General features: G+C 64.2%; 24 protein-coding genes. 9 read left to right on the top strand and 15 right to left on the bottom strand.

Translation table 11 applies throughout. The features are described from left to right. Positions 1-5 precede the first annotated feature (5 nt). Together ccoS and AC0KXH_RS07895 are read left to right on the top strand one after the other, a co-directional pair. Positions 6-212, top strand: coding sequence for a cbb3-type cytochrome oxidase assembly protein CcoS (gene ccoS / locus AC0KXH_RS07900; protein ID WP_061339361.1), 207 nt, complete (start codon positions 6-8; stop codon positions 210-212). Then, positions 205-918 (top strand): sulfite exporter TauE/SafE family protein, encoded by a 714-nt coding sequence (locus AC0KXH_RS07895; RefSeq protein ID WP_437270626.1) that lies wholly within the window; start codon positions 205-207, stop codon positions 916-918. Before ccoS ends, AC0KXH_RS07895 begins: the two co-directional genes overlap by 8 nt. Before the next feature lie 6 nt (positions 919-924). Here AC0KXH_RS07895 and nadE read toward each other — a convergent pair whose 3' ends face one another. Continuing rightward, positions 925-1,752, bottom strand: coding sequence for an NAD(+) synthase (gene nadE / locus AC0KXH_RS07890; protein ID WP_488224450.1), 828 nt, complete (start codon positions 1,750-1,752; stop codon positions 925-927). A gap of 206 nt (positions 1,753-1,958) precedes the next feature. Here nadE and hemN point away from each other — a divergent pair, with 206 nt between their 5' ends. The 4 genes from hemN to AC0KXH_RS07870 all read left to right on the top strand — a co-directional run bounded on the left by hemN (position 1,959) and on the right by AC0KXH_RS07870 (position 5,393). Then, positions 1,959-3,341: an oxygen-independent coproporphyrinogen III oxidase gene (gene hemN, locus AC0KXH_RS07885; protein WP_312200864.1), complete on the top strand. Its 1,383-nt coding sequence runs from the start codon at positions 1,959-1,961 to the stop codon at positions 3,339-3,341. A 111-nt stretch (positions 3,342-3,452) separates the two neighbouring features. After that, complete coding sequence (gene fnr / locus AC0KXH_RS07880; protein WP_165563600.1) at positions 3,453-4,205, top strand: fumarate/nitrate reduction transcriptional regulator Fnr; 753 nt, start codon at positions 3,453-3,455, stop codon at positions 4,203-4,205. A 3-nt stretch (positions 4,206-4,208) separates the two neighbouring features. Then, on the top strand, positions 4,209-4,757 hold the full coding sequence (locus tag AC0KXH_RS07875; RefSeq protein ID WP_043219666.1) for an adenine phosphoribosyltransferase: 549 nt from the start codon (positions 4,209-4,211) through the stop codon (positions 4,755-4,757). An 18-nt stretch (positions 4,758-4,775) separates the two neighbouring features. Then, a complete protein-coding gene (locus tag AC0KXH_RS07870; protein WP_488224449.1) occupies positions 4,776-5,393 on the top strand; it encodes an SCO family protein in 618 nt (205 codons plus the stop codon). On the opposite strand, the gene AC0KXH_RS07865 is transcribed toward AC0KXH_RS07870, so the two are convergent. From AC0KXH_RS07865 to pdxB, 8 genes are all read right to left on the bottom strand, one after another. Next, positions 5,387-6,025 (bottom strand): hypothetical protein, encoded by a 639-nt coding sequence (locus tag AC0KXH_RS07865; RefSeq protein ID WP_061341312.1) that lies wholly within the window; start codon positions 6,023-6,025, stop codon positions 5,387-5,389. The genes AC0KXH_RS07870 and AC0KXH_RS07865 overlap by 7 nt on opposite strands. Positions 6,026-6,027: 2 nt before the next feature. Further along, positions 6,028-6,801: an ABC transporter permease gene (locus tag AC0KXH_RS07860; RefSeq protein WP_041105261.1), complete on the bottom strand. Its 774-nt coding sequence runs from the start codon at positions 6,799-6,801 to the stop codon at positions 6,028-6,030. Continuing rightward, the gene (locus tag AC0KXH_RS07855) at positions 6,798-7,544 is read right to left on the bottom strand and encodes an ABC transporter ATP-binding protein (protein WP_488224448.1); all 747 of its coding nucleotides are present in this window, start codon (positions 7,542-7,544) and stop codon (positions 6,798-6,800) included. The genes AC0KXH_RS07860 and AC0KXH_RS07855 overlap by 4 nt, the downstream gene beginning before the upstream one ends. An 82-nt stretch (positions 7,545-7,626) precedes the next feature. Continuing rightward, positions 7,627-8,616 carry an ABC transporter substrate-binding protein gene (locus AC0KXH_RS07850; protein WP_043219661.1) on the bottom strand — a complete coding sequence of 330 codons (990 nt, stop codon included), beginning with the start codon at positions 8,614-8,616 and terminating at the stop codon, positions 7,627-7,629. A gap of 165 nt (positions 8,617-8,781) precedes the next feature. Beyond that, entirely contained in the window at positions 8,782-9,381 is a 600-nt protein-coding gene (gene recR / locus AC0KXH_RS07845; protein WP_488224447.1) for a recombination mediator RecR, read from the bottom strand. Between the two features lie 78 nt (positions 9,382-9,459). After that, entirely contained in the window at positions 9,460-9,786 is a 327-nt protein-coding gene (locus AC0KXH_RS07840; RefSeq protein ID WP_041105256.1) for a YbaB/EbfC family nucleoid-associated protein, read from the bottom strand. A 9-nt stretch (positions 9,787-9,795) separates the two neighbouring features. Continuing rightward, positions 9,796-11,835, bottom strand: a complete 2,040-nt coding sequence (gene dnaX, locus AC0KXH_RS07835) for a DNA polymerase III subunit gamma/tau (protein ID WP_313278860.1) — start codon at positions 11,833-11,835, stop codon at positions 9,796-9,798. Between the two features lie 95 nt (positions 11,836-11,930). Beyond that, the gene (gene pdxB / locus AC0KXH_RS07830; RefSeq protein WP_488224446.1) at positions 11,931-13,106 is read right to left on the bottom strand and encodes a 4-phosphoerythronate dehydrogenase PdxB; all 1,176 of its coding nucleotides are present in this window, start codon (positions 13,104-13,106) and stop codon (positions 11,931-11,933) included. Positions 13,107-13,213: 107 nt separating this feature from the next. On the opposite strand from pdxB, the gene AC0KXH_RS07825 reads away from it, so the two are divergent. Continuing rightward, complete coding sequence (locus AC0KXH_RS07825; RefSeq protein ID WP_488224445.1) at positions 13,214-14,623, top strand: MATE family efflux transporter; 1,410 nt, start codon at positions 13,214-13,216, stop codon at positions 14,621-14,623. Here AC0KXH_RS07825 and AC0KXH_RS07820 read toward each other — a convergent pair. Beyond that, complete coding sequence (locus AC0KXH_RS07820) at positions 14,601-15,350, bottom strand: sulfite exporter TauE/SafE family protein (RefSeq protein ID WP_041105246.1); 750 nt, start codon at positions 15,348-15,350, stop codon at positions 14,601-14,603. The two genes, AC0KXH_RS07825 and AC0KXH_RS07820, sit on opposite strands and share 23 nt — an antisense overlap. 109 nt (positions 15,351-15,459) lie before the next feature. Here AC0KXH_RS07820 and AC0KXH_RS07815 point away from each other — a divergent pair, with 109 nt between their 5' ends. Next, positions 15,460-16,416 carry a LysR family transcriptional regulator gene (locus AC0KXH_RS07815; protein ID WP_041105244.1) on the top strand — a complete coding sequence of 319 codons (957 nt, stop codon included), beginning with the start codon at positions 15,460-15,462 and terminating at the stop codon, positions 16,414-16,416. 3 nt (positions 16,417-16,419) lie between these two features. On the opposite strand, the gene AC0KXH_RS07810 is transcribed toward AC0KXH_RS07815, so the two are convergent. Continuing rightward, positions 16,420-16,761 (bottom strand): ribonuclease E inhibitor RraB, encoded by a 342-nt coding sequence (locus AC0KXH_RS07810; protein WP_041105242.1) that lies wholly within the window; start codon positions 16,759-16,761, stop codon positions 16,420-16,422. 165 nt (positions 16,762-16,926) lie between these two features. Then, positions 16,927-17,787 carry a polyamine aminopropyltransferase gene (gene speE / locus AC0KXH_RS07805; protein WP_488224444.1) on the bottom strand — a complete coding sequence of 287 codons (861 nt, stop codon included), beginning with the start codon at positions 17,785-17,787 and terminating at the stop codon, positions 16,927-16,929. 144 nt (positions 17,788-17,931) lie between these two features. Between speE and AC0KXH_RS07800 the strand changes: the two genes are divergently transcribed. Then, the gene (locus AC0KXH_RS07800; protein WP_041105238.1) at positions 17,932-18,819 is read left to right on the top strand and encodes a DNA-3-methyladenine glycosylase family protein; all 888 of its coding nucleotides are present in this window, start codon (positions 17,932-17,934) and stop codon (positions 18,817-18,819) included. On the opposite strand, the gene AC0KXH_RS07795 is transcribed toward AC0KXH_RS07800, so the two are convergent. The 3 genes from AC0KXH_RS07795 to AC0KXH_RS07785 all read right to left on the bottom strand — a co-directional run bounded on the left by AC0KXH_RS07795 (position 18,816) and on the right by AC0KXH_RS07785 (position 19,892). Beyond that, the gene (locus tag AC0KXH_RS07795; protein ID WP_488224443.1) at positions 18,816-19,010 is read right to left on the bottom strand and encodes a PLDc N-terminal domain-containing protein; all 195 of its coding nucleotides are present in this window, start codon (positions 19,008-19,010) and stop codon (positions 18,816-18,818) included. The genes AC0KXH_RS07800 and AC0KXH_RS07795 overlap by 4 nt on opposite strands. Then, a complete protein-coding gene (locus AC0KXH_RS07790) occupies positions 19,010-19,219 on the bottom strand; it encodes a PLDc N-terminal domain-containing protein (RefSeq protein ID WP_043219642.1) in 210 nt (69 codons plus the stop codon). Before AC0KXH_RS07790 ends, AC0KXH_RS07795 begins: the two co-directional genes overlap by 1 nt. Positions 19,220-19,346: 127 nt before the next feature. Next, positions 19,347-19,892, bottom strand: a complete 546-nt coding sequence (locus AC0KXH_RS07785; protein WP_312939708.1) for a 1,2-dihydroxy-3-keto-5-methylthiopentene dioxygenase — start codon at positions 19,890-19,892, stop codon at positions 19,347-19,349. Between the last annotated feature and the right edge of the window lie 10 nt (positions 19,893-19,902).

Genomic DNA, 19,902 nt, shown 5'->3' with positions numbered 1-19,902 from the left:
ATGACATGGCCGCTCTGTACGTACTCATTCCGGTCGCCGTTGTACTGGTTGCGCTAGCCATCTGGGTGTTCTTCTGGGCGGTGGACAGTGGGCAATTCGACGACCTCGACAGCCCCGCCCACAGCATCCTCTTCGACGACGACGAAACGAAACCGGATCAACAGCCCGCCCAGAAGGACGTCAAGGACGCGGATCGCCGTAGCGATGATTGAACTCTTGCCACTACTCGTCTCCGCGTTCGTCCTCGGCCTGCTGGGCGGTGGGCATTGCCTTGGCATGTGCGGCGGGCTCATGGGCGCGCTGACCATGGCGATTCCGCCAGCGCAAAGGGGTAGGCGCCTGCGCCTGCTCATCGCCTACAACCTGGGCCGCATTCTCAGCTACGCCTGCGCGGGAATCCTGATCGGACTGGCCGGCTGGGCCATCGCCAGCGGACCGGCAGCCACGGCGATGCGCGTGATCGCCGCCTTGCTGCTGATCGCGATGGGCCTTTATCTGGCCGGCTGGTGGAGCGGGCTGACCCGCATCGAGGCGCTCGGACGAGGGCTCTGGCGGCACATTCAGCCGGCCGCGAGCCGACTGATGCCGGTCAGCAGCGTGCCTCGCGCCTTGCTGCTTGGCGCACTCTGGGGCTGGTTACCCTGCGGCCTCGTCTATAGCACCTTGCTCTGGTCGGCCAGCCAGGGTGATGCCTGGCAGAGCGGTTTGCTGATGCTGGCCTTCGGCCTCGGTACTTGGCCGGTATTGCTGGCCACCGGACTGGCCGCCGAGCGGCTGACGGCCCTGTTGCGCAAAAGACAGGTGCGCCTCGCTGGCGGCATCCTGGTGATCCTGTTCGGTCTCTGGACACTGCCGGGGCCGCATCAACAGTGGCTGATGGGGCACGGCAGTGCTGCCGCGTCCCACCAGGGGCACTGAGCTGCCTCAAGGCTCCTTCGGCAAAGCCCGCTTGTGTGCGGTCTTGTCGTAGGTATCAATGATCGTGCGCGCCGCTTCCTCCGACACATGCCCGCCCTGCAGGAACGCATCGATATCCCGGTAGGCAACGCCGTGAGCGTCTTCGTCCGGTTTGCCGGGCGTGAGCTCCTCCAGGTCTGCGGTCGGCACCTTTTTCACCAGTTGATCAGGTGCGCCGAGGGCGGCGGCAAGCTGGCGAACCTGTCCCTTCACCAGGCCGGCCAGCGGCGTGAGGTCACAGGCGCCATCGCCGAACTTGGTAAAGAAGCCCATTACGGCCTCGGCTGCGTGATCCGTACCGATGACCAGCCCCTTTCGCGCATTGGCGATGGTGTACTGCGCCACCATGCGCATGCGGGCCTTGGTATTGCCTAGCACGAAGTCCCGGCTCGCCGGAGACAGCGCGCCGAGTGCCTCGGTGGCCTCGGCCAGCGCCTGGACGGCGGGCCCCATGTTCACCGTATGGCATTCGTCCGGTGCAATGGTGTCGACGGCAAGCTGCGCCTCGTCCTCGTCGTGCTGAACCTGGTACGGCAGGCGGACAGCGATGAAGCGATAGTCGTCGCCCTCCCCGGCCGCCCGCATGCCCTCCACCGCACGCTGGGCCAGCAGGCCTGCGGTCGTGGAGTCGACACCACCACTGATCCCCAGTACCAGGGTTTTCATACCGGACTGACGCAGACAATCTTGGATGAAGCGCACACGTCGCTCGATCTCCGCATCGATCGCTTCCGGACCGTCGAACGCTGGCCGTACCTTGAGTGCAGCGGCAATTTCCGCCTGGCGATTGTGCATCGATTTCCTCCTCTAGCCCTTGGGCACAGTGCATTGCCAACAGAATACGACAGACACGCATCTGACCACGACGGCCCGCCGAATTCGCTACCTCGACCACTCATCGTCACGCATCCGGCACGGTCAGGCCTTGGTTGATACAGGTCAAGTCCGCCCTGAGGCCCGCTGCCTAGAATCCGCCCACCGCCGTCATACCGGGGAAGCCAATGCTTGACTCCATCCGCTGGGACACCGATCTGGTCCGTCGCTACGATCAGGCCGGCCCGCGTTACACGTCCTACCCGACGGCCGTCCAGTTCAACAGCAAGGTCGGCTCGTTCGACCTTCTCCACGCCCTGCGCAGCAGCCGCAACGCCAAACGACCACTGTCGCTTTACATACACATCCCGTTCTGCGCGAACGTCTGCTACTACTGTGCCTGCAACAAGGTCATCACCAAGGACCACGGCCGAGCCCTGCCATACCTGGAGAGGCTGGAAAAGGAAATAGAGCTGGTCGCCTGTCACCTCGGCGCTGACCAGGTCGTCGAGCAGCTGCACCTGGGCGGCGGCACGCCGACGTTCTTCAGTCATGACGAGCTGCGCCGTCTGATGGCTTGCCTACGCCGCCATTTCCATCTGCAGGACGACGACCACGGCGACTTCAGCATCGAGATCGACCCCCGTGAGGCCGACTGGTCGACCATGGGGCTGCTGCGTGAGCTCGGCTTCAATCGAATCAGCATCGGCGTGCAGGATCTCGATCCCGAAGTCCAACGCGCGGTCAATCGCATGCAGAGCCTGGAGCAGACCACGACGATCATCGATGCTGCCCGAACCCTGCAATATCGGTCGGTCAACGTCGACCTCATCTACGGTCTTCCGTTGCAGCGCCCCGACGGCTTTGCGCGCACCGTCGAGGCGATCATCGCGCTGCAGCCCGACCGCCTGTCCCTGTTCAACTATGCCCACCTGCCGGAACGCTTCATGCCGCAACGGCGCATCGATGCCGAGCAACTTCCCTCGCCGGCCGACAAACTGGTCATGCTGCAACGCAGCATCGAGCAACTCACCGATGCCGGCTATCGCTACATCGGCATGGACCACTTCGCACTGCCGGACGACGATCTGGCCATGGCGCAGGAAGACGGCAAGCTGCAGCGAAACTTCCAGGGCTATACCACGCACGGCCACTGCGATCTGATCGGCCTTGGCGTCTCGTCCATCAGCCAGCTGGGCGACCTCTACAGCCAGAACGTGAGCGACATCGGCGCGTATCAGCAGGCGATCGATCGCGGTCAGCTGCCCACCGCTCGAGGCCTGCGCTGCAACGAGGACGATCGCATCCGGCGCTTTGTCATCCAGAAGCTGATTTGCGACTTCGAACTCGGCTTCGCCGACCTCGAGCGCCTTCACGGCGTGAATTTCGCATCATATTTCGCCAGTACGCGGCCGATGCTCGAGCAGATGGCAGCCGATGGGCTGATCGAACTGACAGACGAACACCTGCTGGTGCAGCCGGCCGGGCGCCTGCTCATTCGCGCCATCTGCATGTTGTTCGATCATTACCTGCCCGAACAGTGCAATCAGCGTTTTTCACGGGTGATCTGATTCGTCGGAAACCAGCAGCCAAAGCTGCGCCTGCGACCACTGGGCCGTTTGGATATTGCCGAATCCTGAGTTAACCTTGCGCGCAAATCGAAGGCCTTCCAGGAACTTCCAATGCCCGAGTCGATCAAGGTCCGCGCTCAGCGCCAGGCCCACTGCAAGGATTGCAGCCTTTCCGGCTTGTGTCTGCCGCTCTCTCTGAACATGCAGGACATGGATGCGCTCGACGACATCGTCAAGCGCGGGCGCCCGTTGAAGAAGGGTGAGACCCTGTTTCGCCAGGGTGACAGCTTCGCCTCGGTGTTCGCTGTCCGTTCAGGAGCTCTGCGCACCTTCAGCGTGACCGACAACGGCGAGGAGCAGATCACCGGCTTCCACCTGCCGAGCGAGCTTGTCGGACTGTCGGGCATGGATACCGAAGCCTATCCGGTCACCGCCCAGGCCCTGGAGACCACCTCCGTCTGCGAGATCCCGTTCGATCGCCTGGACGAGCTCAGCGTGTTGCTGCCGCAGCTCCGTCGCCAGCTGATGCGGATCATGAGCCGGGAAATCCGCGACGATCAGCAGATGATGCTGCTGCTCTCCAAGAAAACCGCCGACGAACGTATCGCCACTTTCCTGATCAACCTGTCCGCACGCTTCAGTGCCCGCGGCTTCTCTGCCAACCAGTTCCGCCTGCCGATGTCGCGTAATGAAATCGGTAACTATCTGGGACTGGCTGTGGAAACGGTTTCGCGCGTATTTACCCGATTCCAGCAGAACGGCCTGCTCGAGGCCGAAGGCAAGGAAGTCCGCATCGTCGATCCGATCGGCTTGTGCGCATTGGCGGGTGGCAATCTCGAAGCCGATTCCGCGCGCCCGGAGTAGTCGATGATCTTCGACGAATTCAGCATCAAGACGCTCATCCGTCCGGTAGCCGACTTCCCCAGCCCGGGCGTGGTTTTTCGTGACATTACTCCACTGCTGCAGTCGCCCAAGGCACTGCGCATGGTTGCCGACAGTTTTATCCAGCGCTACGTCGAAGCCGAGTTCAGCCACATCGGCGCCCTCGATGCGCGCGGTTTCATCGTCGGCTCGATCGTGGCCTACGAACTGAACAAGCCGCTGGTGCTGTTCCGCAAGCAGGGCAAGCTGCCGGCCGATGTGCTCTCGCAGGCCTATCAGACCGAGTACGGCCAGGCGCACCTGGAGATCCATTCCGACAGCCTGTGCGAAGGCGATTCAGTGGTGCTGTTCGACGATCTGATCGCCACTGGCGGCACGCTGCTGGCAGCCGCGCAACTGGTTCGGCGCATGCGCGCCGACATCCATGAGGCAGCCGCGATCATCGATCTGCCCGAGCTGGGCGGTTCGAGAAAGCTCCAGGATATCGGCATCCCCACCTTTACGCTGACCGCGTTCGCCCTGGACGATCGCTGACGGCCTGCAGGGGGACCGATGCCCACTCGCCCTGGACGCCTCCTGCTGATTGGTCTGGTCACCCTTGCCACATCTGCGCTTGCGCTCGATCGCGCCGCTCTGCTGGATGAAGCGAACATATTGCTCTTTCCGCAGCCGCGCCCACTGCCGACGGTCGAGCTGCTGACCCAGGACGCCGAACCCTGGCGCACCGATGCCCTGCGCGGGCGCTGGCATCTGCTGTTTTTCGGTTTCACATCCTGCCCGGACATCTGTCCGACCACGCTGGCCGACATGCGTCGTCTTCTGGCAGAGCTGCCACCGGAACAACGCGCGAATGTTCAGCTTGTGCTCGTCACCGCCGATCCAGTACGCGATTCGCCAGCGCAGTTGAAAGACTATCTGAGTTACTACCGGGCAGGCTTTCAGGGCCTCACCGGCGACCTGACTCAGCTGCAATCCCTGTCCCGCGCGCTGGGCCTGCCATTCGTGCCAGCCGCCCAGACCAGCGGAGACTATAGCGTCAGTCACAGCGGAAACATCGCCCTGGTGGGCCCGGACGGCCGGCTCCATGGCCATTTGCGCGCGCCCTTCAAGCTCGACGCATTACGCCGAGCGCTAGCGCAGATCATGGCGAGCGAAAGCGCGACTCAGTGACAGTCCAGGGTATCGGCCAGCACGTAAGCCTGAAACGCCACCTCGTCGACGGATTCGCGAATGAACTGGTCAAGCCGCCCGTTGCGCGCCCATTCGGCGAGCAGGTCACGCTCCCCTGCTTCGGCCGACTCGACCATCAGCTCACGCTCGGCATCGGCCAGCCTGGGCAGCAGACGCGCGTAACGACGCCATTCCGGCAGTTTCGCCAGCGGTTCGAGTAGTACGAGGTCTTCCACCACCACCTGGCACTCGCCAAGCTTCAAGCCAATGAGCGCATGTGCCGAACTTGGGTAATAGCGGGCATGAGCCGCGAAGCGCTGCTCGATGAGCCGTGCCGCGCCATGCCCTTCGGCAATACAGAAGGTCTGCCCGGTCAGTGCCTGCCAGCCGAAGTCGGACTCCGAGGAAGCCAGCGCAGCCACCGCCGACCGGTAATAAACCAGCCCGGCACCGCCGCTAGCAAACACCGGAGCGGACGCCTGCGGGCCACGCTCGGCTGTCAGGCTCGATACCAGACGCGTCTCCAGGCTATCGTGCGCACTACTGGACAAAGCCGATGGCGCAGCCGCGGCTACAACCGCTCCACTCAGCAGCAGCGCGGACAATACCAGGCGCGGCAGGCCGTGCGTCATAGCTAGACGTACTGATAGCGCAGCATCCGCTGCTTGAACTTCTCGAGTACGACCTGATCGATCAAGGTCGCCAGAATCGCAATGACCAGGATGTTCATCATCACACCGGTCATATCGGCGATCTCACCCGAGTAAGCCAATGCCCGACCCAATCCCTGTCCAAAGCCGATCAGCATCTCCGCCGAAATCAGCGCACGCCAGGCATTACCGAAGGCCAGCTGCGCCCCGGTGATCAGCTCGGGCATCACCGCTGGCAGGTAGACCCGACGCAGCAGCTGCCAGCGCGAGGCCCCCATGACTCGCGCCGCGGACACGTGAACCGGCTGCACGCTTTCCGTGGCGTTCATCACCGACAGCGCCATGGGGAAAAACGCAGCAAGCGCCACGACGACGATGATCGGCAGATTGCCAAAGCCCATGACGATCAGGAACAGCGGGACCCACGCGATGGAGGGAATCGACTGCAGGATGACAATGGCCGAACGCAGGATTTCCCGGAAGAAGAACAGCACGCCACCGACGAGGCCGAAGCCTATTCCGAACAGCAGTGCGAAACTGTAGCCGCTGCCCAGCCGGCTCATGCTGCCGAGCAGGCCTTCGCGGAACGCCGGCTCCTGCAGGGCGCTTTGCATCCGCTCGAGCACCGCGGGTATGCCGGGCATGAGAAAGTCCGGCAAGCTCCAGGCGGCCGCCTGCCAGATCAGCAGGATGAACACTACCGCGAGCAGCACGGCAGCGTATTTCTTCGGCCCGGTAAGACGACGTTGCTGACTCATGCGTGCGAGACCTCCGTCTTGATACCGAGCAAACGCAGGATCTCGCGACGCTCGGCGGCGAACTCCGACAGGTCGTGACTCTTATAGCAATGGGTAAAGTTGAACGTCTGCAGCACACGTGTCGGTCGTGCGCTAAAGACCAGCACATGATCCGCCAGATAGAGCGCCTCATCGACATCGTGCGTGACCAGCAGCACCGTCGGCTGGTGCTCTTCGATCAGCTCGCGCAGCACATCTTGCAGCGCCATTCGGGTCAGGGCATCCAGCGCACCGAAGGGCTCGTCCAGCAGCAGCACCTCCGGCTTGGCAATGAACGCGCGTGCCAGTGCCGTGCGCTGGCGCATGCCTCCGGAAACCTGGTGCGGGTAATAGTCTTCGAAGCCCTTCAGGTTGACTCGCTCCAGCCAGGCGAGCGCCTGCGCGAAGGCCTCGCGTCGGGATACACCCTGCAGCTCGAGTGCCATCGCGACATTCGCCTGCAGGCTGAGCCACGGATAGAGCGCATGCTCCTGGAAGACCAGAGTGCGGCTGGGATGAGGCCCGCTGACGGGCTTCCCATCGGCGAGCACCTTGCCGACGGTCGGCTGCTCCAGGCCGGCCACCAGGTGCAGCAGTGTGGATTTACCACAGCCGGACGGCCCTACCAGCGCAACCAACTCGCCCTGAGCGAATTCCCCGCTGAAGCCCTTGATGACCTCCAGCTCGCCGAAGCGCTTGCCTACCTCTTCAAACCTGAGCTGCATAAACACTCTTCGAATATCAAAAAAAACAGCCCGGCTTGCCGGGCTCGGTATGCCGCCGGAGTTACCCGGCGGGAACTGTCGATCAGAGCTGGCGCGACTCCTGCCAGGACAGATCGAGAATGGCGCGCGTATCGAACGCTTTGCCGTCGCGCGTCTTCAGCGAGCCCTGTTCCTGAAGGATGTCAGCAAGCTCCTGAATACGCGCCAGGTCAGACGCTTCGAGCTTGGCACTGAAGTCCTGCGTGGCGATCGCCTCCTTGATCACGACTTCGCGCGCCAGCTCTCCACGCTCGCGGGTCTTGAGCGTCGGCTCGGCGATGAAGTAGCTGGCGATCAACTTGGCGGCCTCCGCCGGCTGCTTCTCGAGCATCTGGATCGCTTCGCGCTGGGCGTCGAGCGATTGCCAGATGGCCTCCTTGCGCTTGGCCAAGGTCTCGCCCGAGGTAATCACCACCATGCAGGGAAATGGCCAGACCTCGCCGATCTCGTAGATCTGGCGAACCGGCGCTACCAGCTGCGCAATGCGATCGTACGGTTCGAACAGGAAGGCTGCATCAACACGACCCGACACCAGCGACTGCACCGCCACAGCCGGGCTGACGCCCATGATGTTGACTTCGCTCGCTTGCAGCCCGGCCGCCTTGAGGGTTACGCCGCGCAACACGGCGTCTGCGGTGCTCCCCTCGCGCTGGGAAGCCAGCGTGCGCCCTTTTAGGCCGGCAACGTCGGTGATGCCGGTTTCATCGCGCACGAGAATCGAGTGGTAGCCGCGCTGAGCACCACCGACCACCTTCAGATCGGCGCCTTTGGATGCCCAGGCTACTGCGTTGGTAAAACCGAGCACGCCGGTATCGAGCTGCCCGCCAACAATCGCCTTGATCAGGTCGGTGCCGGAACTGAATTCCACGAGCTCGACATCGAGCCCATGCTTGGCATAGAGACCGGCTTCATGCGCCACCATCGCCTGAGCGTCGTCCATCACACGGATATAGCCGACCTTGAGCTTTTCCTCGGCGTGGGCGAAGGCACTGGCCAGTACCAGCGCAGGGATCAACCAGAACTTTGCTCTCATGCTTTCCTCGACTGACGCAGGTTATAACCAGATCGAAGCACCTTATTCGATATGGCTATTTACTTGAGTTGGCTTAGAACTTTACCTGAATCACGCAAACGAAGGCACTAGCAAAGCGCTATAAGGTTAAAGCCTGGTGATCTACGTGTATGGCGTGCAGGCGATTTACAGCGCAACCGGCTTGCGTCCTGCCAGCGCGTGAGCCAGGGTGCCGCCGTCGACGAGATCGAGTTCGCCCCCCAAGGGCACGCCATGAGCGATCCGGCTGACGACCAGCCCTCGCGGGGTCAGGAGCTGCGCGATGTAGTGGGCTGTTGCCTCGCCCTCGACGGTGGGATTGGTCGCCAGAATCACCTCGCTGAACGCCCCGTCGGCAACCCGGGCGAGCAATTCAGGAATGCCGATCGCCTCGGGGCCGAGACCATCGAGCGGTGAAAGGTGACCCTTGAGCACGAAGTAACGGCCACGGTAGCCGGTCTGCTCGACGGAAAAGACATCCACCGGGCTCTGCACCACGCACAGCAGTGCATCGTCGCGCCGCGGATCGGCGCACTGGGGGCACAGGTCGTCCTCGCTCAGCGTGCGGCACAGGCGGCAATGGCCGACATTGTCCATCGCGCTGGCGAGCACCTCCGCCAGGCGTCTGCCCCCACTACGATCGCGCTCGAGCAGCTGCAACGCCATGCGCTGGGCGGTTTTCTGCCCGACGCCGGGCAAAATGCGCAAGGCGTCGATGAGCTGTCGGATAAGCGGGCTGAAACTCATGGTGGAATCGTCTGCGGGGTCTTGTTCGGAGGCCAGTCAGTCCGGGCGGCAGCACAGGGCTGCCGCCGCGTACAGCGATCAGAACGGCATTTTGAAGCCAGGCGGCAACTGCATGCCGGCGGTCATGCCGGCCATCTTTTCCTGGCTGTTCTGCTCGATCTTGCGCACGGCATCGTTCACCGCGGCAGCGATCAGGTCTTCGAGGATTTCCTTCTCCTCCTGCATCAGGCTGTCATCGAGGCTGACGCGCTTGACGTCGTGCCGCCCGTTCATGACGACGCTGACCAGGCCTGCCCCGGATTGCCCGGTAACCTCGGCATTGGCCAGCTCCTCCTGCATCTTCTGCATTCGTTCCTGCATCTGCTGCGCCTGCTTCATCAGGCCAGCCATGCCACCTTTCATCATGTGTTCACCTCAAGCGGATCGGGTTTCAGGTTGTTCGACGGGTTCGATAGTGCCTTCGCGGATAACCGCTGAGAAGTGCTGCACCAACTGCTGGACAACCGGGTCGGTCTGGATCGAGCGCTCGGCCGCCCGCTGCCGCTCATGACGCCGCCGCATACCGGCCTGCGCAGGCGTTTCCTGTTCCGGCGTCCTGACTTCGATGACCAGCTTCAGCTCGCGACCGTGATACTGGTTGAGCGCATCGTTGAACCGGCGCAGCTGGGTGGCGTTGAAGAGCGCACTTTGAGCCGGATCGAGATGCATCACCCAGCGATCGCCCTCGACCGCAACCAGTGTGCAGTTGGCGGCGATGCTGCCGGTCAGCCCGGACAGGCCGAGCTTCAGGTAAAGCGCCTGCCATTCGGCCGCCAGGCCGGTTGCAGGCGCGACATCAGGCAACGCGGCCTCGGTCGGTTCCGCTGGCTCACCAGCCTGCTCGGCGTGCAAAAACTCATCGAGATAGACCTCGGCCTGGTTCTCGACCTCGAAATAATCTTCGTCCGAAAACGGTGGCTCGTCATCTTCGGCATCCTCGGCCACGACGACGCTTGCCGGGAGCGCCTCGGGCTCGGCCAGACCGGCCTGCAGCGCCGGTGCGCTGACGGCTACCGGCGTCTCGCTGGGCTCGTCCCAGGGCAGATCCGGCTTGGCGGTGCCACTCTCGTGGGCGTGCAGCGAAGGCCCGGCCGATTCAGACGCAGGCATCTCGGCGGGAGCGGGCGCCGTCGGCTCCGTCCGGGCCTGGGCGGGAGCGGCGACGACTGGGGGCGGCATCCGCGGCTCGGAGCTGGCAGGCACCTCGGCCGGAGCGCTCGGCACGATGTCTGCCGAGCGCTCCGGCGCGGCCACCGGTGTCTCGACGGGTTCAGCCGTGGCCTGGCTGACCCTCAGCGGCTTTAGCGATACCCGAGGTGCGTCCTCGTCGTCGGCCGGACGAAACGCCAGCATGCGCAACAGCACCATCTCGAAACCGCTGCGCGGATCGGGCGCCAGGGGCAGGTCGCGCCGCCCCACCAGGCCCATCTGGTAGTAGTACTGCACATCCTCGGCCGGCAGCGCTTGCGCCAGCGTCAGTACCTGCTCGCGATCGCCCTGCCCGTTGTCCACCGCATCCGGCAGCGCCTGTGCGATGGCCACGCGGTGCAAGACGTTAAGCAGCTCGGCCAGCACGCCGTTCCAGTCCGGCCCCTGTTCGGCCAGGTTGCGAACGGCGTCGAGCAAGGCGCGCGCGTCGCCCTGCAGCAACGCCTCGAGCACCCCGTAGACCTGGCCGTGATCCAGCGTGCCGAGCATCGCGCGCACGTCTGCCGCCAGCACCTTGCCTTCTCCAAAGGCGATGGCCTGATCGGTGAGACTCATCGCATCGCGCATCGAGCCATCGGCCGCACGCCCCAGCAGCCAGAGCGCTTCTGGCTCGAACGGCACCTGCTCGGCGGTCAGTACATGGGTCAGGTGCTCGACCACGCGCTCGGGTGGCATGTTCTTCAGCGAGAACTGCAGGCAGCGCGAGAGGATGGTGACTGGCAGTTTCTGCGGGTCAGTCGTGGCCAAGAGAAACTTAACGTGCGGCGGCGGCTCCTCAAGCGTCTTCAGCAGTGCATTGAAGGAGTGCGACGAAAGCATGTGCACTTCGTCGATCAGGTAAACCTTGTAGCGCCCGCGGCTGGGTGCGTACTGGACGTTGTCCAGTAGTTCGCGCGTATCTTCCACCTTGGTCCGGCTCGCCGCATCGACTTCGATCAGGTCGACGAAACGTCCCTCGTCGATCTCGCGGCAGACCGAGCACTGGCCGCAGGGCGTCGAGCTGACGCCGGTTTCGCAGTTCAGACACTTGGCGATGATGCGCGCGATGGTGGTCTTGCCGACACCGCGGGTCCCGGTGAACAGGTAGGCGTGATGCAGGCGGCCGTTATCCAGCGCATTGATCAGGGCCCGCAGCACGTGCGTCTGGCCGACCATTTCGCGGAACGAGCGCGGACGCCATTTACGGGCAAGAACCTGATAACTCATAACACCATCGCGGGCTGAAGCGGAGGACGGGTAATGCTAGCGGAGCAGGCCGCAAATTGCATCCAGCCGGGTCCCATCAACCATGCGCAGCGACGCTAGGCCCTGACGTCGTCGCACGCCGCATCGCCGTCGAGCAGTTGCGCGCCAAGCGCTGTCACGATCTGCTCGAGCCGAGCGTTGTGCCCGCGAACACGAACTCGCAGGCCATCGATCTCGCGCCGCACCGGGTAGCCCTTGCGCAACCGGTCAAAGGCCGCGCTTCGAGCGGCCTCGTCGCCGCAAAGGCTGCGGCGGAAGTCGGCGTCATCGCGCCGCGGGTCGTAGACCAGCCGGCAAAGGCCGGCCAGCGCCTCCTGCGGATCGGCCGAAGCGGCATAGACGATTTCGCGCAACGGCATCTCGGGCATGAGCGACTGCAATCGACGAACCGGCGCCAGGCCGCGCGCCTGGCAGAACGCCTGATAAACCTGCGCCGTGCCCCGCAGTTTGCCATCGAGGCTGTAACCGGCGATGTGCGGGGTGGCGATGCGACAGAGCTGCGCCAGCGCCACGTCCACCTGGGGTTCGTGCTCCCAGACATCAAGTACGGCCTGCAGGTCGCCTCGACGCTGCAAGGTCTGGTACAAGGCGCGATTGTCCACCACCGCACCGCGGCTGGCATTGATCAGCCAGGTACCAGGCCGCAGCCGGGCCAGACGCGCCTGGTCCAGCAGATGGAAGGTCGCGTGCTCGCCCTGTTGGGTGAGCGGGGTATGCACGCTGATCACGTCGCAGTTGGCGAGGATTTCCTCCAGGTCGACGAAGCCACCTGCCTCGCGCGCCTGGCGCGGCGGGTCGCATACCAGCACGTCCCATCCCAGCGCGCGCAGTACTTTGACCAGACGGCCGCCGACCTCGCCCGCCCCGACGACTCCATAACGACGCGCGTTCAGCTCGGCGCCGGTCGTTTCCGCCAGCGCCAGCAGACTGCCGAGCACGTAATCGACCACCCCGCGCGCATTGCAACCGGGCGCACTGGCCCAGGCGATTCCGGCCGCGTCCAGATAATCGAGATCCAGGTGATCGGTACCGATGGTACAGGTGCCGACAAATCGCACCGCACTGCCCTCCAGCAGCCCGCGATCGACGCGCGTGACCGAGCGCACCAGCAACACCTCGACGCCCTCGAGGGCTGCACGATTGATCGAACGACCAGCCATGCGGCGGATCTCGCCATGCTCGGCAAAAAACTCGTCGACCAGCGGAATGTTTTCGTCAGCGAGGATGCGCATGGGCTGCTCCTTTGTCGTCGCGTTATGAATCGCCGGCAGGCGTGCCTTTCGGCAAATCACGTGGCGGCATAGACTACTGCGCTTTGTATACAACCGGAACGCAAGAAATGCCTGTCGAGCAAAAGCTCCGGCGTATCCGCCAGGAGTTGCGCAGCCTGTTTGCCCTGGCGCTGCCGATGATGATCGCGCAACTGGCGCACACTGCCATGGGTTTCGTCGACACGGTGATGGCCGGCCGGGTCGGTCCCGCCGATCTGGCGGCCGTCGCACTGGGCAATTCCATCTGGGTACCGATCTATCTGCTACTGACCGGCATCGTCCTGGCGACCACACCGAAGGTGGCGCAGCGTTTCGGCGCCGGCAATCATCAGGACATCGGCCCGCTGGTGCGCCAGGCACTCTGGATGGGCGCCGGGCTGGGCACGCTGTGCGCAGTCCTGATGTGGAATGCCGAACCGGTGCTGCGGCTGATGAATGTCCAGAGCACGCTTATCGCGCCCAGCATGACCTATCTGAAGGCGGTCGCCTGCGGCTTTCCTGCCGTCGGCCTGTATCAGGTGCTGCGCTGCTACAGCGACGGGCTCGGCCACACGCGGCCGAGCATGGTGATCGGCCTTCTCGGGCTGTTGCTGAACATCCCGCTGAACTACATCTTCATCTATGGCAAGTTCGGCGTGCCCGCGCTGGGCGGCGTCGGCTGCGGCGTGGCCACGGCGCTGGTCATGCTGTTCATGTTCGCCGCGATGCTGTTCTGGGTACGTCGTGCCGCCTGCTACCGGCCCAGCCAGCTGTTTGCCCGTTTCGATCGCCCGCACTGGCCGGAGCTCCGGCAGCTGCTGTCGGTCGGCGTTCCGATCGGCGTCGCCGTGTTCGCCGAGGCCAGCATTTTCTCGGTGATCGCACTACTGATCGGCGCTCTTGGCGCAACCGTAGTCGCCGGGCACCAGATCGCCCTGAATTTCACCTCGCTGATCTTCATGATTCCACTGTCGCTGGGCATGGCTGTGACGGTGCGCGTCGGTCAGGCACTGGGCCGAAGGGAACCGCGGGAAGCGCGCTTCGCCGCCGGCACCGGCATCGCCTCGGCGCTGGTCTATGCATGCTTCTCGGCGGCTTCCATGTTGCTGTTCGCCGAACCCATCGCGCGCATCTATACCGCCGACCCCGCCGTGATCGCAGTCGCCGCGGGGCTGTTCTTCTATGCCGCGCTGTTCCAGTTCTCCGACGTGGTGCAGGTCACCGCCGCCGGCGCCCTGCGCGGGTACCAGGACACGCGCATGACGATGGTGTTCACGCTTTTCGCCTACTGGGGCATCGGCTTGCCGCTGGGCTACCTGCTGGGCCTGACCGATATCCTGGGCCCGGCCTCAGGCCCCAGCGGGCTCTGGCAGGGGCTGATCGCCGGGCTGAGCTGCGCGGCGATGTTGCTCAGCATCCGCCTGGCGCGCAGTGCACGCCGCGAGATACGCCGCCTGCGCCTTGGCGAACGGAACGCTACACCTCAAGTGCCAGCATGACCGCACTGAGCACCAGAAATGCGCTGAAGGCCACGCGCAGCAGCCGCTCGGGCAGTGCATGGGCCAGGCGAACCCCGAGGCTGATGCTCAGCAGCCCGCCGGCGGCCAGCGGCAGGCCAAGTGCCCAGTCCACCTGGCCGTGCAGTGCGTAGGTCGCCAGCGTCACGCCGGTACTGGGCGCTGCCAGCGACAGCGAAAGCCCCTGGGCAATGACCTGCGTCGTGCCGAACACGCCGGTCAGCACGGGCGTGGCCAGCACTGCGCCGCCAACGCCGAACAATCCACCCAGCGCGCCGGCCCCCGCACCGAGCACACCCAGCCACGGCCACGGATGACGCAGCGTCGTGCCACCTGGGGCACGCTGGCTATAGGCACGCCACAGCGTGTGTGCTGCCAACGCCAGCAGAAAGCCGACGAACGCCAGACGCATACGCTGGGCATCGAGCGAAACGGCAATCGCCGAACCGAGAATCGCGAAACAGAAACTCGGTACGCCCAAGGCAACGGCATGGCGCCAGTCGATTCGGTTGCGCTGGTGATAGCGCCAGATTGCCAGGAGTACGTTGGGCACGACCATTACCAGCGCGGTGCCCTGGGCAAGCTGCTGGTCCAGCCCGAACAACACACCCAGCACCGGAATGGCGATGAGCCCACCGCCGATGCCAAACAGGCCACCCAGCGTCCCCAGCGCAAGGCCCAGCGCGAGATTCAGCAACAGGTCTAGCATTTTCCGCGACGCTCCCTCGGCAAAGGCGCCCATGGTAGAAGCGCCGCGCTGGCGGGAAAACGCACAGCCACGCACAATGGCTTGGCCTATTCCGCAAAAGCGACACGTCATGGCCGCTGATGATCTTTCCGCACCGCTTCGCCTGTTTCTCGATGTACTGGAGAGCGGCTCCTTTTCCACCGTTGCACGCCAGCAAGCACTGACACCGTCCGCCATCGCCCGGCGCATCGATGCCTTGGAGCGCAGCCTCGGCTGCCAGCTGTTCAACCGCAGCACGCATGCAGTGCGACCGACCTCCGCGGCGCTGGCGTTCGCCGAGCGCGCCCGGCGGATCGTCCAGGAGCTGCAGCTGGCGCGAGCCGAAGTCGCCGCGCGTGACGGCGCTCCTCAAGGGCTGATCCGCATCGATGCCCCCACCCCTTTCGGACGTCGGCACCTGGCGCCCGTGCTCGCCGACTTTCTTGTCGCCTACCCGAACGTCGATGTGCAGCTGCGCCTGATCGACAGCTTCGTCGACCTGCATGGCGAGCATCTGGGAGAAGTCGACCTGGTGCTACGCATCGGCCCACTCGCCGATACGCGCCTGGTGGCGACCCCTCTGGCGCCGATGGTTCGCATCGCCTGCGCCAGCCCGGCGTACCTGGAGCGCCACGGCACGCCCCTGCGCCCCAGCGAACTGGCCGGGCATGACGGTCTGGATTGGGATGTACTCGCGCCGCCCTACGCCTGGCGTTTCAGCGAAAGCGGCAAGCCAGTGCTTTGCCGCCCCGCTCGCCTTCGCATGCGCGCCAACAATGCCGAGGCCTTGCTCAGCGGTGTGCTCGCCGGGCTGGGCATTGCCCACCTGCCTACCTGGCTGATCAGTGATCATCTCTTGCGTGGCGAACTGACACCGCTGTTCTGCGACGACGGCCTGCCCACGCCAGAGCCCAGCGGCATCTACGCGCTGCGCCTGACGCGCGAGGCCGACTCGCGCTGCCGATTGCTGCTGGAGTTTCTCAAGGCCCGTTTCGGCCCTCAGCCCCCCTGGGACATGGCGCTACGCAACGGGCTGCAACGACAATGACGGTCAACAACCCGGACGGCTGAGTTCCTGAGTGACGCCCCAGCCATCCAGCTCGCCCCCCAGAGGTTCGACGAGGCTCTCCAGGCTCTGTTCGAAATCGTCGATGCCTTCGAACGTGGCGTACATCACCTTGCTGACCTGCAGATTCCAGGCACCGTCGTCCCGCGGCAGTACCTGCGCGTTGACACTTTCGCCACGGAACTTGCCGGCCACCTTGCTGGCCTTGTCGCGGTCGGCGAATACCGCATAGAACTCGATCGGATGGACCCGTGAAAAGTCGAAACCGCCCTCTTTCATCTGACGCAGGACGGCGCTGCTGACATCCTCGTGGAAGGTGGCGCTCATGGTTCTACCTCCTCTAGCGATGGATGAGACGCTTGCTACAACGGACCACGCCAGCGCGCGAGGTTTCCCCGACCCGATGAACAGAGCCATCGGCGCGGTTACCGGCTGGTAACCAGAGAATAGCGAAGCAATGACCCGCCGGGTACGACGGGCGCGCAAGCAGGGTCAGTCGTTGCTCGGTTTGCCGATGGCCTGCAGCACGTATTGCGGCAGGCCAAAGGCACCGCAATGGACATGCGCGTTGTAATAGCGCGTGACGATTCCGCTGCCAGCCAGACGCTGGGTCAGGGTGTCGAGGGGCACCTTGCGGCTGGCCGGATCGCATGCACCCCAGGCAAAGGTCATCGCGCCACCGATATAGGTCGGCACGGCAGCCTGGTAGAAATGCCAGTCGGCAAACAGACCGTGCATCCGCCTGGCGCTGGCCTGCACCTCGCCAAGCTGCAGGAACGGCATGCCGTTCTGCGCCACCAGAATGCCGCCTTCGTTCAGACAGCGGCGGCAAGCCTGATAGAAGTTCTCGGAAAACAGCACTTCGCCTGGCCCCACGGGATCAGTGGAGTCGGAAATGATCACATCGAATTTTTCTTCGCAGTCGGCGACAAAGCGCATGCCGTCTTCGATGACCAGGCTCAGCCGAGGATCCTCGAAGGTACCGCTGGAATGGTTGGGCAGCAGCGCCTTGCAAAGTTGCACTACGGTTTCATCGATCTCGACCATGGTGATCTGCTCGACGCTGCGATGCTTGCAGACCTCGCGCAAGATGCCGCCATCGCCGCCGCCAACGATCAACACGCGCCGGGCCAGGCCATGCGCGAGGATCGGCACGTGAGTGAGCATCTCGTGATAGATGAATTCGTCGGCCTCGGCGGTCTGGACGACCCCATCGAGGGCCATCACCCGCCCCATGCGGGCGTTCTCGAAGATGATCAGGTGCTGATGTTCGGTGCGTACTTCGTGGAGCACCCGGTCGATGCGAAAGCGCTGGCCGTAGCCGTCGTATAGCGTTTCCTGAAAATCGGTCATGGGTGGTCCCCTTATGGCTGGCCGGCCGCGGCGCCTCGCTGGTGCCACCTGGCAGAACGGCCGTTGTTATACCTTGGTCGTAGAATGCCAGAAAGCCGGCTTGCGACGCACAACCGGCAACGGCCCTGAACGCGGAACTTAACCATGAGCCAAACGCTGTACCTGCCCTACCTGGAACCCTGGAACTGGTCCCAGTTTTATCAGCACTTTGCCATGCGCCTGCTGCCGGGCGTGGAAGCACTGAGTGCAAACAGCTACAGCCGAAGCGTTCACGTTGGCCAGCTACGCGGCTGGCTGAGCGTGGCACCGCTGGCCGACCGACCGGCGCTGGCGCTAACGCTCAGCGACGCGCTGCAACCGGTGCAAAGCGCGATTGCGGCGCGCGTCCGACGTATGTTCGATCTCGATGCCGACCCCGTGGCGATCGCCGCGCACCTCTGCCAGGACGCGAAACTGGCGCCCGGAGTGCTGGCCAACCCGGGCCTGCGCGTTCCAGCGGCCTACGATCCGTTCGAACAGGCCGTGCGGGCGATCGTCGGCCAACAGGTTTCGGTCAAGGCGGCAGTCACCATCACCCGGCGTCTGGTCGACCGCCTGGGCGAGCCGCTGGTCGACGCCCCGCACGGCGTGGAGCGTCTGTTTCCCAGTGCGCAGGCCATCGCCGAAGCGACGCTGGACAACATCGGCATGCCGGCCAAACGACTGGCCGCGCTGCAGCACCTGGCGTGCGCGGTCGCCGACGGGCGGCTGCAACTGGATATCGCAGCGGGTAGCGAAGAATTGGTGCGGCAACTTTGCGAACTGCCAGGTATCGGCCCGTGGACCGCCGAATACATTGCGCTACGCGGCTTTGGCGCGCCGGATGCCTTTCCCAGCGCGGACCTTGGCCTGTTGAAAGCGCCACTGTGGGGCGGCCCTATCACCGCAAGCGAACTGGCGGCGCGCGCCGAAGCCTGGCGCCCCTGGCGCGCCTACGCGGCCATACATATCTGGCAGGCCTATGCGGCACAGGCGTTCGCGCCGAAGCGCTAGAGCCTCGCTTTGCCCCAGGGACCGGCGGCGATGGCCCACATGACCAGCCCGACGACCGGAAGCAGAAGTATCACCAGGCTCCAGATGACCCTGCGGCCGAACTCGATCCGGCTGCGCCAGATCTGGACGAGAGCGACCAGATCCAGCACGGCGACCAGAATCGCCAGCGGCAAACTGAGCGAGTCGAGCATCAACGGCGAATTTCGCTGCGGGCGTCGGGCCGATTGCCACGCGGCCCCATGATGCCCCAGAGAATCAGGCCAAGCACCGGCAGGATGAGAATCAGCAGCACCCAGAGCACTTTCTTGCCGCCCGTGGCGTCACTGCGAACGATACTGACGATGGCCCAGATATCCAGCAGCAGGATGATCAGACCGAGAATTCCACCAAAGGCATCCATAGGGTTACTCCCCTTCAAGAAGGTTCGTAATTAGGATGCCAGCGCACCTGCAGGGTTCAGTTACCAGCCAAGGCGCCGGAATCGATCATCGAGAAACTGCGGACCGTGACGTGCACGGGCAGCCACCTCAGTCCTCCAGACGCGGGAAGCGGCTGGCGATGTCATCGCCGGTGAACTCGGCGACCCAACCGTCGGGATTATTGAACAGGCGGATCGCAACGAAATGCGGCTCCTCGCCCATGTCGAACCAGTGGCGAGTGCCGGCCGGCACCGAAATCAGATCGTTCTTCTCGCAGAGCACTGCATAGACCATGTCCTCGATGTGCAGCGTGAACAAGCCGCGCCCGGCCACGAAAAAGCGCACCTCATCCTCGGCGTGGCGATGCTCCTCGAGAAACTTTGCGCGCAGCTCGGCCTTCTGCGGATGGTCGCGGGTCATGCTGATGACGTCGACGGTGACATAGCCGCGCTCGCTCATCAGCTTGTCGATCTGCGGACGATAGGCGGCGAGCACCTCATCCTGACTGGCGCCAGCGACGATCGGAGCGCCGGCTTCCCAGCGCTCCAGCTGCACGCCGACATCAGCCAGCGTGCTGGCGATGTCCTCGAGATAGGTCAGAACCTTCAGCGGCTGCTCCGGACGGTCCTGGTGATAAACGCTGAGCACACTCATGTTTGTTCTC

This window comes from Stutzerimonas sp. CXK-1, from assembly GCF_057738225.1.
The sequence above is the reverse complement of the archived record's forward strand: the minus strand, read 5'-3'. Positions and strand labels throughout refer to the sequence as shown.

Coding starts and splice junctions, on each gene's coding strand:
- AC0KXH_RS07795 (WP_488224443.1), bottom strand. CDS start 19,010: ATGCTCGACTCGCTCAGTTTGCCGCTGGCGATTCTGGTCGCCGTGCTG.
- AC0KXH_RS07800 (WP_041105238.1), top strand. CDS start 17,932: ATGAGCCAAACGCTGTACCTGCCCTACCTGGAACCCTGGAACTGGTCC.
- AC0KXH_RS07840 (WP_041105256.1), bottom strand. CDS start 9,786: ATGATGAAAGGTGGCATGGCTGGCCTGATGAAGCAGGCGCAGCAGATG.
- AC0KXH_RS07860 (WP_041105261.1), bottom strand. CDS start 6,801: ATGAGTCAGCAACGTCGTCTTACCGGGCCGAAGAAATACGCTGCCGTG.
- AC0KXH_RS07785 (WP_312939708.1), bottom strand. CDS start 19,892: ATGAGTGTGCTCAGCGTTTATCACCAGGACCGTCCGGAGCAGCCGCTG.
- hemN (WP_312200864.1), top strand. CDS start 1,959: ATGCTTGACTCCATCCGCTGGGACACCGATCTGGTCCGTCGCTACGAT.
- AC0KXH_RS07815 (WP_041105244.1), top strand. CDS start 15,460: ATGGCCGCTGATGATCTTTCCGCACCGCTTCGCCTGTTTCTCGATGTA.
- nadE (WP_488224450.1), bottom strand. CDS start 1,752: ATGCACAATCGCCAGGCGGAAATTGCCGCTGCACTCAAGGTACGGCCA.
- AC0KXH_RS07865 (WP_061341312.1), bottom strand. CDS start 6,025: ATGACGCACGGCCTGCCGCGCCTGGTATTGTCCGCGCTGCTGCTGAGT.
- AC0KXH_RS07820 (WP_041105246.1), bottom strand. CDS start 15,350: ATGCTAGACCTGTTGCTGAATCTCGCGCTGGGCCTTGCGCTGGGGACG.
- ccoS (WP_061339361.1), top strand. CDS start 6: ATGGCCGCTCTGTACGTACTCATTCCGGTCGCCGTTGTACTGGTTGCG.
- AC0KXH_RS07855 (WP_488224448.1), bottom strand. CDS start 7,544: ATGCAGCTCAGGTTTGAAGAGGTAGGCAAGCGCTTCGGCGAGCTGGAG.
- AC0KXH_RS07875 (WP_043219666.1), top strand. CDS start 4,209: ATGATCTTCGACGAATTCAGCATCAAGACGCTCATCCGTCCGGTAGCC.
- dnaX (WP_313278860.1), bottom strand. CDS start 11,835: ATGAGTTATCAGGTTCTTGCCCGTAAATGGCGTCCGCGCTCGTTCCGC.
- AC0KXH_RS07790 (WP_043219642.1), bottom strand. CDS start 19,219: ATGGATGCCTTTGGTGGAATTCTCGGTCTGATCATCCTGCTGCTGGAT.
- pdxB (WP_488224446.1), bottom strand. CDS start 13,106: ATGCGCATCCTCGCTGACGAAAACATTCCGCTGGTCGACGAGTTTTTT.
- fnr (WP_165563600.1), top strand. CDS start 3,453: ATGCCCGAGTCGATCAAGGTCCGCGCTCAGCGCCAGGCCCACTGCAAG.
- speE (WP_488224444.1), bottom strand. CDS start 17,787: ATGACCGATTTTCAGGAAACGCTATACGACGGCTACGGCCAGCGCTTT.
- recR (WP_488224447.1), bottom strand. CDS start 9,381: ATGAGTTTCAGCCCGCTTATCCGACAGCTCATCGACGCCTTGCGCATT.
- AC0KXH_RS07850 (WP_043219661.1), bottom strand. CDS start 8,616: ATGAGAGCAAAGTTCTGGTTGATCCCTGCGCTGGTACTGGCCAGTGCC.
- AC0KXH_RS07870 (WP_488224449.1), top strand. CDS start 4,776: ATGCCCACTCGCCCTGGACGCCTCCTGCTGATTGGTCTGGTCACCCTT.
- AC0KXH_RS07895 (WP_437270626.1), top strand. CDS start 205: ATGATTGAACTCTTGCCACTACTCGTCTCCGCGTTCGTCCTCGGCCTG.
- AC0KXH_RS07825 (WP_488224445.1), top strand. CDS start 13,214: ATGCCTGTCGAGCAAAAGCTCCGGCGTATCCGCCAGGAGTTGCGCAGC.
- AC0KXH_RS07810 (WP_041105242.1), bottom strand. CDS start 16,761: ATGAGCGCCACCTTCCACGAGGATGTCAGCAGCGCCGTCCTGCGTCAG.